This is a genomic window from Sinanaerobacter chloroacetimidivorans (assembly GCF_018128545.1).
In the GTDB taxonomy this organism is placed as follows: domain Bacteria; phylum Bacillota; class Clostridia; order Peptostreptococcales; family Anaerovoracaceae; genus Sinanaerobacter; species Sinanaerobacter chloroacetimidivorans.
The window spans coordinates 39,715-53,481 of sequence record NZ_JAGSND010000002.1; the positions used below are offsets into that span (position 1 = coordinate 39,715).

The window sequence follows — 13,767 nt, forward strand, 5'->3', positions numbered from 1 at the left end:
AAAACTGACGGAATCAACGAAAGCATCTGCCGGAGCAGATGCTTTTATTTATGAATTGCCATATTCAAACCTGTTTTGAAACCGTATCATTTAAAGCTGTTATGGATTTCTTATATTGAAAGCTGTTTCCCTTCCATTTTCATCACATAGTCTTTAATGGCTCTGACAGCATTATCAATATGAACGCCCAGCGGCTGCTCCTCTACACTGACAACATGTATATTGCACCGGTTAATTGGCAGCAGCACTTTAAATGCCCTGCTTTCACCGATGGCACAGGCCATTTTCGGGCTCAGTTCTCCCAGCATTGAATTTGCGTTGATGATGGCGATGACACCTACGACGATATCAATATATTTCATATTGTGGACAATGGCATTTTCTCCTGTAGCACCGTCATCGGCTCCTGCCCTGAGCATCTGGCCTGTAGCCACTGAATTTGTTCCCAACGCCAGGACTTCTTCTCTGGGCATTTCTAATTTTATTTTTTCAACGATAGCTCTTCCAATTCCGCCGCCTTGTCCGTCTACTACTGCAATTCTCATTTTCTATCCCTCATCTCTTCATGTTCTCCCTCTATTATATACAAAACTGCAATAAAATCAATGCAGCATGAAATTTCAAGTATACTCTACCATATAGACTTTTCCATTTCTCCGTGTTATTCTGTGAAATAGATAACATGATTCTAATGAAATTTTAATCTTGGTCAAATTTTTCTTGAAGGATTCGACCCTATAATGAAACCATATTAAAAATATTCTATCAAGGAGGAATTCAATATTATGGTAACATTAGAACAAGTAGAAAAGCTTCGAGAATATGCAAATATTTCTTATGATGAGGCAAAAATAGCGTTAGAAAATGCGGAAGGTGATATTCTTCAGGCATTAATTGATCTGGAACGTCAAGGGAAAGTGGAATCACCGCAGGGCGGAGGTCAATATGTTTCCGGTGCAGTCAATGTGATCAGCACTGCCGGAAGCGAAAAAGAAAACCGGAATCACCACGGAAAAGAGAATGTCCATTACGGGAAGGAAAACGGCCGTGAAGGCTCCAGCTTTGGTCAAACCATGAATCGTTTTTTCAAATGGGTCGGCAGAGTCATCCACAAAGGAAATGTGAATGCTCTGATCGTGGAAAAAAACGGTGATCACATCATCAAACTCCCGGTCACCGCATTGGTTCTGCTTCTTGTCTTTGCATTCTGGTTCGTCATTCCGTTAATGATCATCGGTTTGTTCTTCAGCTTCCGTTATTCTTTTCAGGGACCTGACCTGGGATGCGACAAAGTAAATGATGCTATGGACTCTGTAGCCAGAGCCGCAGAAGATTTCAAAAATGATATTCGCAAATAAAATGTAAATGAATTGCTATGGGAGGATGTTATGCAGGAACGCATTTTAATCATTGAAGATGAAGAAAAGCTTGCCCGCTTTGTAGAGCTGGAACTGGCTTTTGAAGGATATGTAGTGGAAAAAGCAATGGATGGAAGAACAGGCCTTGCTCTGGCACAATCAAAGGCCTTTGATCTCATCGCACTGGATATCATGCTGCCCGGACTCAATGGTCTGGAAGTATTAAGGCGGATTCGCCAGACTTCATCAGTGCCTGTCATCATGCTGACTGCCAGAGATGCTACCATGGATAAAGTTGCCGGATTAGATGCCGGAGCCAATGATTATATTACCAAACCCTTTGCCATCGAAGAGCTGCTGGCCAGAATCCGTGCAGTTCTTCGAAACAATGGCGCCAATCACGAAAACAGCAGACAAAATAAAAGTGAGGGTCACTGCCTGGTTGCAGGTGAACTGGTAATGAACCCCGACAGCAGAGAAGTATGGGTAAAAGACACATCTGTAGACCTTACCAAACGGGAATTTGATCTGCTGGCCTATCTGCTTCAAAACAAAGGCCTTGTCATGAGCCGGGAGCGGCTGCTTGACCGGGTTTGGGGTTATGACTTCGCAGGCGAAACCAATGCAATCGATGTTTATATCCGCTATCTGCGGGCAAAAATTGAAGAACCCTTCGGTTTGAAAATCATTCAAACCATACGGGGTGTGGGGTACGTGATTCGTGAAGAATAAGGAAACGCAAAATAAAAAGAGAACTTCGGAAAACAGCAATACTGCAGGAAAAGTCAGACTATCCCTGGTGATGAAACTGAACCTTCATACCTTCAGCTATGCAATAGGGGTATTGATCACGATAAATATTTTAATTTGTATGATGGTTTTATTCTATTCTTTATGGGTTTCTGAAGAAAATGCAGTTATCATAATGGGAGCAGATGCCTCTTCAGAAGTAAAGAATCTGGATTTTCAGGTGGAAAAAACTGATGACAAAGAGCTTGGTATTGATTTATGGCCATACCTTCATGAGAAAACTCCTTTAAAGGATTATGAAGTGCTCAGAAAAATCGGCTATAAAACGAAGGGAGACCCTTCCCGATGGCTTGAGGGCTACTATTACCAAATGAACTTTCCTGAGGAAAACACACTCATCACTTATGATCTGGGTGCTGCTTTGAGTCGGCCGATTCCTCTGTTTTACGTTCTGCTGGTTCTGGAAGCACTGATTCTGTTAAACGGCTTGCCTAAAGGGATAAGAAGCGTACGCCGGATTCTCCGTCCTCTTTCCGATATGACTCAACAAGCGCAAAATCTCTCTTCTGTCGGTTCTCTTCCTCCTGAGGAAATGAAACGACTGCGCGAACTGGCAGGAACCATAAGCAACATCGATGCCTCCAGGCTGGACAAACGGCTGCCGGTAGACGGTTCTCAAAGTGAGCTTTCCGCTTTGGCCTCTGCCATTAACAGTATGCTGAACCGAATTGACGAAGCTTATGGATCTCAGGTTCGTTTTGTATCTGATGCATCCCACGAACTGCGAACACCGATATCTGTCATTCAAGGCTATGCCAATCTTTTGGATCGATGGGGTAAAAACGATCAGGTCACCATGCAGGAAGCTATCGACGCAATAAAAAGCGAGTCCGAAAATATGAAAGAACTCATCGAGCAACTGCTATTCCTAGCAAGGGGAGACAACGAAACCCTCCACCTTTATCCTGAGGTCTTCGATGTTTCAGAGATGATTGAGGAAATTATAAAGGAAACACAAATGATCGATCCCCTGCATACTTTCCGGATGAAGGCTACTGAACCCAATCTGATCTATGCAGACCGTCAGCTTATGAAGCAGGCATTGCGGATCCTCATTGACAACAGCATCAAATATACACCTGAAAATGGTGAAATTGTGGTTGGTGTAAAGGGTGAAACGGATCAGATAAGAATTTCCGTACAGGATAACGGTATTGGAATCGATGCGCAGAATCTTCCCTACATCTTCGATCGATTCTATCGATCCGATGAGTCCAGAGCCAGAAAAACAGGCGGTTCCGGTCTCGGGCTTTCGATTATGAAGTGGATTATTGACAGGCACGGCGGGACCATTGAGGTCCTCAGCAGGAAAGACATTGGAACCCGTACCACCATTCATCTTTCCAAAGCAGCGCTGCCGGCGGAAGATTGGATTCAGAAGACGGAAGCTGAAACATCATAAATATTGATATAGATCGTGTAAAGGAAAGAGCGTCTTTCGCTACTTTCCTTTTTTCTTGTTTTCATACATGAGTTGGTCTATTTGCCTGATAAACTCCTCCACTTTCATCTTGGAAGAATAGTCATAAACACAGTATCCCATGCTGAGTTTTATTTCATACGGCTTTCCGCTGGTCTGATTATATGCCCTCACATTGTTGTTGATACGATAGATGATCATTTCCAGATGTTTAATACTGTCAATATCCAGCACAGCAATGAACTCGTCCCCTCCGAAACGGGCAATAAAGCTCTCCTTTTTTAAACTGCTCTTCAGCAATCCAACCGTCTCCTGAAGAGCCTCATCTCCCACATGATGACCAAAGTTATCATTTATTTTCTTAAAGTCGTCAAGATCGATGAGAATGGCAGAAAAGGTCTTGTTTTTAGAGGTGTTATTGATTTTATCTCTCAAATGATAATCCAATATCCTTCTGTTAAAAACTCCGGTTAAATAATCCGTATTCAGTCCCATATCCTGAATATTAAAATATACAATCAGTAAGGAAATGGTCAGGCCGCTCCAATTCAGGGAGATACCGTAAAATGCCACCTGCAGCGCACTCCCCACCAGTTGAGGAATGGGAAACAAAAGCAGAGATTTATAATATCGTTTATCTATTTTTCTACGGTTAAAGAGGATAAAGAAAAATGTGTAATTTACCACAGAATAGCATAACAGCACATGAACCCAGAAATAAGGGCCTCTGTGATATACGTTATTAGAATCGATAGAATAATACCATCCTGTTTTAATACTCATGAGAGAGAGTAATCCGTTAACAAAGACTAAGAGACAAGCCGCAATGATGACTCTTGTAGCTCTGTTTCTATTGTGAATTACTTGAAAATAGACATAAAGCAGCCAAAGAGCAACCGGCACAATGGCAAAAATATAGAGAATCAGATTACTGATTTGGTTTCCGAATAAATTAAGATTCCCAGACTTTTCATTGAAGTACCAGGCCGAGGTATCAACAATCAACAGAAGCATGCCTACCTTGACGATAAACTTAAATATTTTATAGGTAACCAGCTGTTCTTTCATCTTCCGTTCATTAGAGTAAATCAGAACCAGAATTATGAAAGAAAAGATATTCAGTTGAATGATTTGAGCCAGTTCCATGAACGACATATTCCTTCCCGTTTTTCCTTTATTCTACCATAAGGTATCAATTTCTTCCAGTTTTTCGTTTGTCAACAAGTTGGTATCATTATCCATTTAATTAAAATAAATTTTTTTTGTTTTGACAAAGCATTTCATTCTGTAGTATAATTTACACCGTACTCTGAATTTCATGAGGTATGCGCCCATAGCTCAGCTGGATAGAGTCGCTCACTACGAATGAGAAGGTCGGGGGTTCGAATCCCTCTGGGCGCACCATTGAAAAAATGAGATATCCCATAAAAAATTAGGGGTATCTCATTTTTGCATTTAGTCAGGCGGTCCGCAGACCTACGGTCAAGGACGGCAAACACGAAGTGTTTGTGGAAATCCCTCTGGGCGCGGATAAAATAAAGATGCCGAGCAACGAGAAGTACATTGGAAATGTCGTTATTGCTCCGGGAAATTGCTGTTACTGCTAAATTGATTAAACTTATGGCCGATATTATAATTAGCACTAAAATCCTGATGTTAAAACAGGAGAGAATTACGAAAGGCAAGCCCATGATGAGGAGGGTTTTATAATTTGGACAATGTCGATATGGTTTATACACTGCTGATTCTATCCACATTGGTTGTGCTATATTTTTTATTGTTAGTAGCACAAAGAAAACAGAAAAAACAAATTCATTATGCTGTTTTAAGTATAACGATAAGTATTCTAATATGGAATGTTGCAGTATTATTGTATCAGACTTTTGACAATGTCCCGTGGATATTGTCAATTTGTGAACGATTGTACTTTTTGGGTACGATTCTAATATCGATTTCAATATTATTTACCGGGTTAATATTTGCTCGAACCAAAATAAAATTTACCTGGAAGCATACATTGCTGTTTATCGTTCCCGTCATCTCTATCGCGGTTCTTCTTACGAATCAGAGTCATCACTTGTTTTATACTACTTTTAGCCTGATACCCTCCGAGCAAAATTTTGGAATCTATTTTACCATACATACGATATATTCCTATCTGTGTATCGGGATCGGGTTGGCTTATCTTATAGTTTTCTCTATTAAAAATTATGGCGTTTTTTCTAAACAATCATTGTTAATATTTATTGGCCTTATGATTTCATTGATCATTGATGCTATAAGCACATTTAAGATCTTTGATTGGTCAACAGCAATTGAAAATATTGCCTTTGCCGTTACCATTAGTTTCTTTATATTAGCGACGGTAAAGTTTGATTTCCTAAATGTAATACCCATCGCCTTGCAAACAGTCGTTGATTTGATTTCTGACAGCTATGTGGTTATTAATGAGGATTTTGAAATCATTGATTACAATAAAGCTTTTGTAGGTGGTTTTGCCGGGGCAGCCAGAAAAGTTGGCATTATGGAGATAATCAAAAAAAATTATAGTGATTCCGATTTTAAGAAGTTTATGGATGTTTTAGACGAGGCAGTTCATGAGCAAAAAAAAGTAAGCTTTGAAATATCCAGATCCGTAGGTAAAGATCTCACCTATTATATGGTGGAAATCACACCTATTTATATCAGCGGCAATCATATAGGAACCATAATTTTAAAAAAAGATATCACGGAGCATAAAAACAATTTAAAGAAAGTCATGCAGCTCAATGAAAAGCTGCAGAGTTTGGCAACTCGAGATTGGCTGACGCAGTCATATAATAGATATTTCTTTGATGAAAGATTACAACAAGAGATTGACCGTGTAAACAGACTACAGATCTATGGTCAGGAACCATGCAAAGGAGCTAATAATTTTGGATTAATTATGTTTGATATAGACTATTTTAAAATCTATAACGATAACAACGGTCATCTGACAGGAGATGAACTTTTACAAACAATTGTTACTGTTGTTAAAGAAGTGTTGTATCCAACTGATATATTATGCAGATATGGTGGAGAAGAGTTTGCCGTTATTTGTTGCCAAACTTCAGAGGAAGGGATTAGAATAGTTGCAGAGAAGATAAGAAAAGCTGTGGAAAATTATGATTTTATGTTTCAGGACAAACAGCCAGGCGGCAACCTGACAGTTAGTGTTGGCGCAGTATGCTGCTCAACAAATGCAAAAAAAGATGACTTAATAAAAAGAGCTGACAATAATCTATATTTAGCCAAAAGCGGCGGAAAGAATAAGGTTGTTTTTTAACGCAGGTTAGCACTTGTTTTTAAACAGGCTTGCATTTATTTTGTCAACATTAACCAGGGAGCTGTCACACTAGCGTTGAAAAATCGCTTGTGCCCAGCTCCTTTTCACATGTTTTGGGGAGGTTTTCAGGGTATTTGAAGTTTATTATATAGTTACACAGGGCCATAAATTTGATGGCTATTTATCTTTGCTGATAAGAACGGTTTTTGTGACCGAATCCCAGACCACTTCTCCGCCAAGAGCAACAACAACCGATTTGATAGGCAGATATATCCTTCCGTTGACGTTTTGAGCAGCGGTATCGATGGTTTGCTGTACTCCGTTAACAATTATATAATTTTTCCCAACTGGTACTTCCACCTTTATCCCGTTTTTCTCGACGATTGCCGTCTTTGTTGAGCTATTCCAAGAAACTGTTGCACCATAGCTTTCCAGCGTTACTCTAAGCGGAACTTGGGTGCGGCTGGCGCCATCAATGAAGGGAACCCCTGATTCGGTTATAAATTTGACATCATAACCATCAATATTAATATTAACAGCTCCTTTAATCGTTTGGTATGGTGTTCCGTTTAGTATGTATGGATATGTTGTGATCCCAAGACCCCCCAAGGAACTTATTTTTGAGGAATCTATCCAACAAGCAGGACGAACCCCATATAACTTTAACTCAATAGATCTGCCTTCTGCTCCGGTATACCCGCCTATGCTCCTATAATCACCTATATACTGGGTACTCATAATCATATTGTAAGGGATCAGATTATCATCAGACATATAATTATCCCTTAATAGATATGCCTCCATATTACTTGTAAAATTATAATTATCCTTCAGCATATTTTTTACAGTCGGTAGTAAGTCGGTTTTACCAACACGATCTCCCATAACCTCATACGCCTTGATATATTCAGAGAGACTTAAAAGAAATACTTTATCGGAAACCGTCCTGCTGTATGCATTATCAAAGTATTTTGCCGCATCATACATATCCCATGTACCTTGGGGTATTTCAATATAACGACTTCCGCTTTCTTTTAAATTTTGTTCGTATTGAATTAAATAGGATTTGTTATTTACTTCTTTTATTAAGCTAGCTTCAGCTGTGGAAAAATTTTTGGCACTGAGAAATCCACCTTCACCCGGAATGTATCCGGAATCAAAACTACTCTCATACGGATTTACTTCTGTTGTATATTTAATCTTTGAAGCATCCGATTCTACGGAATTCAACCAGTCGCGCAAAGTACTGACTCCCCATTCAAACCTTGCGTAAAGCTTTGAAGTTGCAGTTTCGGTTGGGGAATGCCATGTATAAGTAAATTGCTTATTAAAATCCGGAACATCATACGCCTTTGACCCGATGAGGTTATCAGCAAATATTAAGGGGTTTCCGGCTTCATCAATGTCAATGACAGTCCAGGTCAATTTTTCGCCTAAATATGAACCGAATTGAATCTTATCACCCTCTTTAAAGGTGTTTCCAGCGGCACTAACCGAAATTGGGTTAAGTAACATAGCTGCAATCGTCAATACTGAAATTATTGCGCATATTTTTTTGATTTTCATAACTTCCTCCTTCTGAATAAACAAATGACCTATTTATTTTACTCCATATTTTGGTAATTTTCAACATATAATGGTTTCTACCGCCTTGGAAAACCAAAGCAATAAACTTCGATTTGGTGGCAGCACCTCCGCATTACGACGCCATCTTTTCTCGGAGAAATTAAAACACAAAGGCGTCCTAATGGTATTACCAAATACCAAAGGACACCTTCGCGTTGAGGAGTTAAATTGCATTGTTTAGAGGACACAAATTGATATAATGAGAGATTATTCTATTATTTATACTGCCAAACTTCAGGAAGTCGCGTTTCTGAGCTGTTTTTAACGTCCCAGCAAACCCGCTTTAATTCATCCAGTCGTTTACAGCCAGTGAGCTGCCACGATTACGCTCCGTAGCGGAAATAACCAGCTTCTGATCCGGTGTGACAAACACTCCCGCACCATAACGGAAATGCACACCAAAAGTACCGATTCCGCCCCCTGTGCTGATCATATGAATTTGGTCAAGCTCTTCTCCGATGGTCCAGTTTCGCGTATCGATTTGATACAGATATGCATAATCTGCATAGGACACCCCTTCACTCCGGGACCATAATCCAATCAGATAAACATCATTGGTATCTTCTTCAGTGACCAATCCAAACCCCTGAAAATCCTTTTCGAAACCAAAGCTTCCCACCTCAGAGAAGGATGCATTTTCAAGCCCTCCGGCAGCTGGCGCACGATAAATATGATAAACACTGTTACTCTCATCCAAATGAGCAACAATCAGCAGATAGTATGCGGTCCCCGTTGCGTCTTCGTAGGTGGTAATGCCCAAAGCCCCTGCCTTATGATTCACCGCCAGGTCAAAGGATTCAACCCTGCGCAGCTCCTGCACCGGCAGAGAACGCAGATCATACAGCGCGATATGAGCCTGAGTCTCCTGCTCAGTTGGCACCAGAAGATAATCGCCTATCCCCTGTACCCCTCCCGGATGCCTCCAGTCCTTTCGATAGGTCTTAAACCCATACTTGTCATTACCATTCTTCGTACCGGCAACGATATGGGCATAAGAAGCAGTTGAGACGCTGTGTGTCAAGAGGGCGTAGCGGTTTCCTTCCGCATTATCATACTGTGTATACCCCTGAACGTGACATGAAACAGCATCATAATTTCCGGTAAATCCCTGGAGGTTTGTCAAGCTGCCGTTAACAGGCAATGCATCGAAAGCAGCCTTGACGTTGGGAATCGCTGCTGCGCGGTCTGCCGCAGCGCTGGGAACATACAAAGCTTCCAGCGACACTGTGCTAACAGAATTTCCTCCTCGTAAAAACGAAGCATACACCGTGCGTCCGCTGCTATCGGTACCAAACGCAAGCACGCGGTTAGGACCGTCACTGTCACGTGTGTGCTGCCCTTGCTTCTGCCCAAACCACCAATTATTGCTCAGGCCGGATTTGCCTTGGGCAAAGGCAGCATCTGAAAAGGTAACCGTTATACCCTGGGGAAAGCCCGGAGCGGTAAGCGAAAGCGTCAGGTCTCCAATGAATGCAAAATTGAGCTCTCCTGCCGTGTGGTCAAAGGTTGTGCGGTCTCCGTTCACACTGTCGTCATTAAATCCTGAAAGCCTTGCATTGAACCAGGAAGCCACAGTCTCCGATCCGCTGCGCCCGACCTCAAAGGAAAACTGCCCGTTCGACAAGGTATGAACCTGTCCGACATAGTTACGCCCATTAGGATCTTGTCCCGGAGTAATACTCAGTTCTTTCACTGTGAAAGTGCCGTTTGTAATCTGGATTCCCCCTGAACCCTGTAAGGTCACAGTATTGTTTTGATATGACATTGAGGCGCTTACCTCCGCTTCTGGGGTAACCTCTTCTCCTTCCGGCGAGGTGGCTGCGGCCATACCTCCCATGCTCAAAACTAATCCTGCTGCGAGCAAAATGCTCAAAAATCGTTTGGTGCGGTTTTTCATTGATTTCTTCCTCCTTTCATCTTCGAGCAGTAGAAATCTACAAATCAAAGATTTGTGATTTCCTTGCATAAGTTCGCTAACAATTTGCTTCACGAATTGAGCGAGCTAAGAGCAGTAGAAATCTACAAATCAAAGATTTGTGATTTCCTTGCATAAGTTCGCTAACAATTCGCTTCACGAATTGAGCGAGCTAGTAGAGGGAAATTCAAAAATCAGCAATTCTATTCCCATCAATGTCATAGTTTTTACTTTTCTCCGGCTAACTCCGCTTCACTTTGCGCCTTTACCTTAGCACGATGATTTTTCCAGGCAAACAGGAGCAGTGAGCCGGCCGCAATGAGCAAAAATGCGAGACTGATCGGACGAGTGACGAAAATACTGAGGCTGCCATCCGACAGAATGAGTGCACGCCGAAAATTCATTTCTGCAAGGGGTCCAAGTACAATTCCAAGAAGAATCGGTACGAGCTGAAAATCCATCCGCCGCAGGAAATATGCCAAAATTCCTACCACAATGATAATATAGACGTCATACAGGCTGTTGCTGGTGGAATACGCACCGGCAACACAGAACGTCAGCACGATGCACGCGAGAATCTCATATGGAATACGAGTGATGTGCGCATAGAATTTTGTAAACACACTGCCGATGAGATACATAAAGATATTGACCACAATCAGCCCCAGCATGATTGCATACAAAATATTTCCTTGATCCCGAAACAGCATCGGACCCGGCACCATTCCGTGTATCATGAATGCACCCATAAGAATCGCAGTCGCACCATCACCCGGCACACCAAGTGTCAGCATCGGAATCATGGTTGCACCGCAGGCACCGTTATTGGCCGATTCTGAAACCGCAACACCTTCGATTTCACCTTCGCCGAATGTTTCCGGATGTTTGGAGGTCGTTTTGACCTGATTATACGCGATAAATGCCGCGAGGCCGCCTCCGGTCCCCGGTGTTGCACCGATAATCATGCCGATCAGCGAACCAATTCCGATGGGCTTGCGGCAGCGCTTGTATTCCTCACGAGTCACCTTGCATTTGGTGATGCTGGATGCGTTGACGGTTTTTCTATCAGTACGCGGATTATACTGCGATTTCACCATGATTTCCGAAATCGCAAAGAGTCCAATCAGCGCAATAATCAGATTGATCCCGCTCATCAGATTAATTTTTTCGAAAGTAAAACGCGTTGTTCCGCTGATATTGTCCATACCGATGGTAGAAATGAAAATACCGATGCACGCGCCGATCAACCCCTTGAAAATGCTTTTGTTTGATACCCCGGCAATGACGGACAGGCCAAATACTGCAAGGGCAAGATACTCCGCCGGACCGAAAAGCAAAGTAATTTTCGCAATCTGGGGTGCAAGGAACATCAGCGAAAGTGCACTGACCAAACCGCCGATGGTCGAAGCAAACAACGCCATAGAGAGCGCCTTATATGCCTCTCCTTTTTTGGCCATGGGGTAACCGTCAAACAACGTGGCGGCATTTGCCGAAGTGCCTGGCGTGTTAATTAGAATTGCGGTAATCGAACCGCCATAAGTACCGCCGCAATAGATTGCAAGCAGCATCAGAATTGCCATTGTCGGCTCCATGCCATAGGTTAGCGGGATGCAGAGAATGATACCCAGGTCCGATGTCAGCCCCGGGATTGCGCCAACGACGATGCCAAGCGCCAACCCAATCGGGATAATCAAAAAGTTCTGCCACTGCAGAAGCGTCTGCAGACCGGCAAGGAATAAGTCCATTTTTCTCCCCTTTCCTGTTACGGCAGCGAAACTCTCAGTAACATCTTGAATACGAAATACACGACGCCTACCATTGCCAGCGGAATCGCATAATAATACCACTTACGCGCACCATAAAACAGCAAAATCGCAATGGTCAGCAGCACAGTGGAAATCAAAAATCCCATCCAGGTGAGCGCTGCCAAATAGGCCAAAAGGATGATCGCGTAAACCACGCTTTTGAGCTCCTTGCGAAAGCAGTCTGAGATCAGGCCGGCCCTTGTTAGGACAACTTCTTTCTTTGGCAAGGTGAAGATGCCTTGCAGGAGCAGACCGAGAGAGAATAAACCCATTCCTCCAATTACGATTTTAGGCACTGTCTGTGCATTAATCGCCGAGGTTTCCATTGTATTGATCTGACTTGGGATCAGCAGCCACAGTACCGCCGCTGCAACCAAAAATACAGCCCCCGAAATAATTTCCGAATTATATTTCAGCTTCATTCTATCACCTCGTCTTCACAGGGGCGGCAGCGGGACCCGATCGGAAAGCGAGTCCGCTGCCACACTGAACGCTTATGTAGTTGTTATTCAAGGAGTGTGATATAATCTACCATTGCCTTGCTCTGTTCATCAATCTTTTGCAGGATTTCAACTTCCGTACCATCCCATGCCTTCATACCCATTTCAGACATGAATTTCTGGAAATCAGGATCGGCATACACATTCTGGATAAACTCGGTAAGAACCTTTTTCTTTGCATCATCCACCGTGGAGCGTACTGCGAAATAATCCATACCGATAAACTCAGCGTCAATCCCCTGCTCCTTAAAGGACGGAATGCGTCCAATGCCATCGACCTCGATACCATCCGGAATGAAGGTGCCAAGACAAGCCAACTCTCCGCTCTTGACATAATCACGATAAACCGGAGGTGACCCAATGGCAATGTCGACATGTCCGCCGACCAGCGCATTGATCGCATCCTGACCACCATCATACGGAACGGCCTCTGCCGGCAGACCCAGCCGCTTAAAGAGCACTGAAATCATCGTATAGCTGTCGTTGCCCGGTCCGCCGGTCGTCGCATACTTAATGGTCTTTCCGGATGCGGCGTATTCCTTTAGCTGATCCAGCGTTTCGATACCGCTTTTGCCTGGGTTTGACAGCACAACAAACTCAACCTCACGCATCCCGATGAGAGGCGTAATGTCGTCTATTGAATAATTGACATTCTGAAAACTTGGGGTCAGCGAAAACAATGGGCCGTTTGCCACGATCATGGAATAGCCGTCATCTGCGGCCTGCAGCGCCGCCGCCATTGCGATTGTGCCCGCACCGCCGGTTTTGTTCTCTACAATCACAGGTACACCAAGATATTTCTCACCATAGGATGCGATTTGACGTGCAATCGTGTCCGGTCCGCCGCCAAGACTCCATGGCATAATAATGGTAACCTGCTTTTCGGGAAAACCATCCGCAGACTTTGAGCCTTCTTCCGCTGAACCATCCGCCGCGGTATTTGCACCACAAGCGGTCACCGACATCAGCAGAACAAACGCCAAAAGTGCGCTGAATAATCGTTTCGTCGTGCGTTTCATTGTAATT

At 43.0% G+C, this 13,767-nt stretch carries 11 protein-coding genes and 1 tRNA gene; 5 read left to right on the top strand and 7 right to left on the bottom strand.

Annotated features, from left to right (window positions below; translation table 11 throughout):
• Nucleotides 1–110: 110 nt before the first annotated feature.
• Nucleotides 111–545, bottom strand: a complete 435-nt coding sequence (locus KCX82_RS03195; RefSeq protein ID WP_227017005.1) for a DUF3842 family protein — start codon at nt 543–545, stop codon at nt 111–113.
• A 240-nt stretch (nt 546–785) separates the two neighbouring features.
• On the opposite strand from KCX82_RS03195, the gene KCX82_RS03200 reads away from it, so the two are divergent.
• Genes KCX82_RS03200 through KCX82_RS03210 form a run of 3 tightly spaced genes read left to right on the top strand, consistent with a single transcriptional unit; the run spans nt 786 to nt 3,570 of the window.
• Entirely contained in the window at nt 786–1,358 is a 573-nt protein-coding gene (locus tag KCX82_RS03200; protein WP_227017006.1) for a DUF4342 domain-containing protein, read from the top strand.
• 30 nt (nt 1,359–1,388) lie between these two features.
• Entirely contained in the window at nt 1,389–2,090 is a 702-nt protein-coding gene (locus KCX82_RS03205) for a response regulator transcription factor (RefSeq protein WP_227017007.1), read from the top strand.
• Entirely contained in the window at nt 2,080–3,570 is a 1,491-nt protein-coding gene (locus tag KCX82_RS03210) for a sensor histidine kinase (protein ID WP_227017008.1), read from the top strand. Before KCX82_RS03205 ends, KCX82_RS03210 begins: the two co-directional genes overlap by 11 nt.
• A gap of 39 nt (nt 3,571–3,609) precedes the next feature.
• Here KCX82_RS03210 and KCX82_RS03215 read toward each other — a convergent pair whose 3' ends face one another.
• Nucleotides 3,610–4,734: a GGDEF domain-containing protein gene (locus tag KCX82_RS03215; RefSeq protein WP_227017009.1), complete on the bottom strand. Its 1,125-nt coding sequence runs from the start codon at nt 4,732–4,734 to the stop codon at nt 3,610–3,612.
• Nucleotides 4,735–4,915: 181 nt separating this feature from the next.
• Here KCX82_RS03215 and KCX82_RS03220 point away from each other — a divergent pair.
• Both KCX82_RS03220 and KCX82_RS03225 read left to right on the top strand, forming a co-directional pair.
• Nucleotides 4,916–4,992, top strand: a tRNA-Arg gene (locus KCX82_RS03220).
• 307 nt (nt 4,993–5,299) lie between these two features.
• A complete protein-coding gene (locus KCX82_RS03225; RefSeq protein ID WP_227017010.1) occupies nt 5,300–6,895 on the top strand; it encodes a histidine kinase N-terminal 7TM domain-containing diguanylate cyclase in 1,596 nt (531 codons plus the stop codon).
• A 177-nt stretch (nt 6,896–7,072) separates the two neighbouring features.
• Here the strand turns inward: KCX82_RS03225 and KCX82_RS03230 are convergent, their stop codons facing one another.
• From KCX82_RS03230 to KCX82_RS03250, 5 genes are all read right to left on the bottom strand, one after another.
• Entirely contained in the window at nt 7,073–8,461 is a 1,389-nt protein-coding gene (locus KCX82_RS03230) for a stalk domain-containing protein (RefSeq protein WP_227017011.1), read from the bottom strand.
• Nucleotides 8,462–8,804: 343 nt separating this feature from the next.
• The gene (locus tag KCX82_RS03235) at nt 8,805–10,418 is read right to left on the bottom strand and encodes a hypothetical protein (protein WP_227017012.1); all 1,614 of its coding nucleotides are present in this window, start codon (nt 10,416–10,418) and stop codon (nt 8,805–8,807) included.
• Nucleotides 10,419–10,663: 245 nt separating this feature from the next.
• A complete protein-coding gene (locus KCX82_RS03240; RefSeq protein WP_227017013.1) occupies nt 10,664–12,181 on the bottom strand; it encodes a tripartite tricarboxylate transporter permease in 1,518 nt (505 codons plus the stop codon).
• A 17-nt stretch (nt 12,182–12,198) separates the two neighbouring features.
• Nucleotides 12,199–12,663, bottom strand: a complete 465-nt coding sequence (locus tag KCX82_RS03245) for a tripartite tricarboxylate transporter TctB family protein (RefSeq protein ID WP_227017014.1) — start codon at nt 12,661–12,663, stop codon at nt 12,199–12,201.
• Between the two features lie 83 nt (nt 12,664–12,746).
• Entirely contained in the window at nt 12,747–13,760 is a 1,014-nt protein-coding gene (locus tag KCX82_RS03250) for a Bug family tripartite tricarboxylate transporter substrate binding protein (protein WP_227017015.1), read from the bottom strand.
• Between the last annotated feature and the right edge of the window lie 7 nt (nt 13,761–13,767).

Coding starts and splice junctions, on each gene's coding strand:
- KCX82_RS03215 (WP_227017009.1), bottom strand. CDS start 4,734: ATGGAACTGGCTCAAATCATTCAACTGAATATCTTTTCTTTCATAATT.
- KCX82_RS03230 (WP_227017011.1), bottom strand. CDS start 8,461: ATGAAAATCAAAAAAATATGCGCAATAATTTCAGTATTGACGATTGCA.
- KCX82_RS03240 (WP_227017013.1), bottom strand. CDS start 12,181: ATGGACTTATTCCTTGCCGGTCTGCAGACGCTTCTGCAGTGGCAGAAC.
- KCX82_RS03235 (WP_227017012.1), bottom strand. CDS start 10,418: ATGAAAAACCGCACCAAACGATTTTTGAGCATTTTGCTCGCAGCAGGA.
- KCX82_RS03200 (WP_227017006.1), top strand. CDS start 786: ATGGTAACATTAGAACAAGTAGAAAAGCTTCGAGAATATGCAAATATT.
- KCX82_RS03195 (WP_227017005.1), bottom strand. CDS start 545: ATGAGAATTGCAGTAGTAGACGGACAAGGCGGCGGAATTGGAAGAGCT.
- KCX82_RS03245 (WP_227017014.1), bottom strand. CDS start 12,663: ATGAAGCTGAAATATAATTCGGAAATTATTTCGGGGGCTGTATTTTTG.
- KCX82_RS03205 (WP_227017007.1), top strand. CDS start 1,389: ATGCAGGAACGCATTTTAATCATTGAAGATGAAGAAAAGCTTGCCCGC.
- KCX82_RS03250 (WP_227017015.1), bottom strand. CDS start 13,760: ATGAAACGCACGACGAAACGATTATTCAGCGCACTTTTGGCGTTTGTT.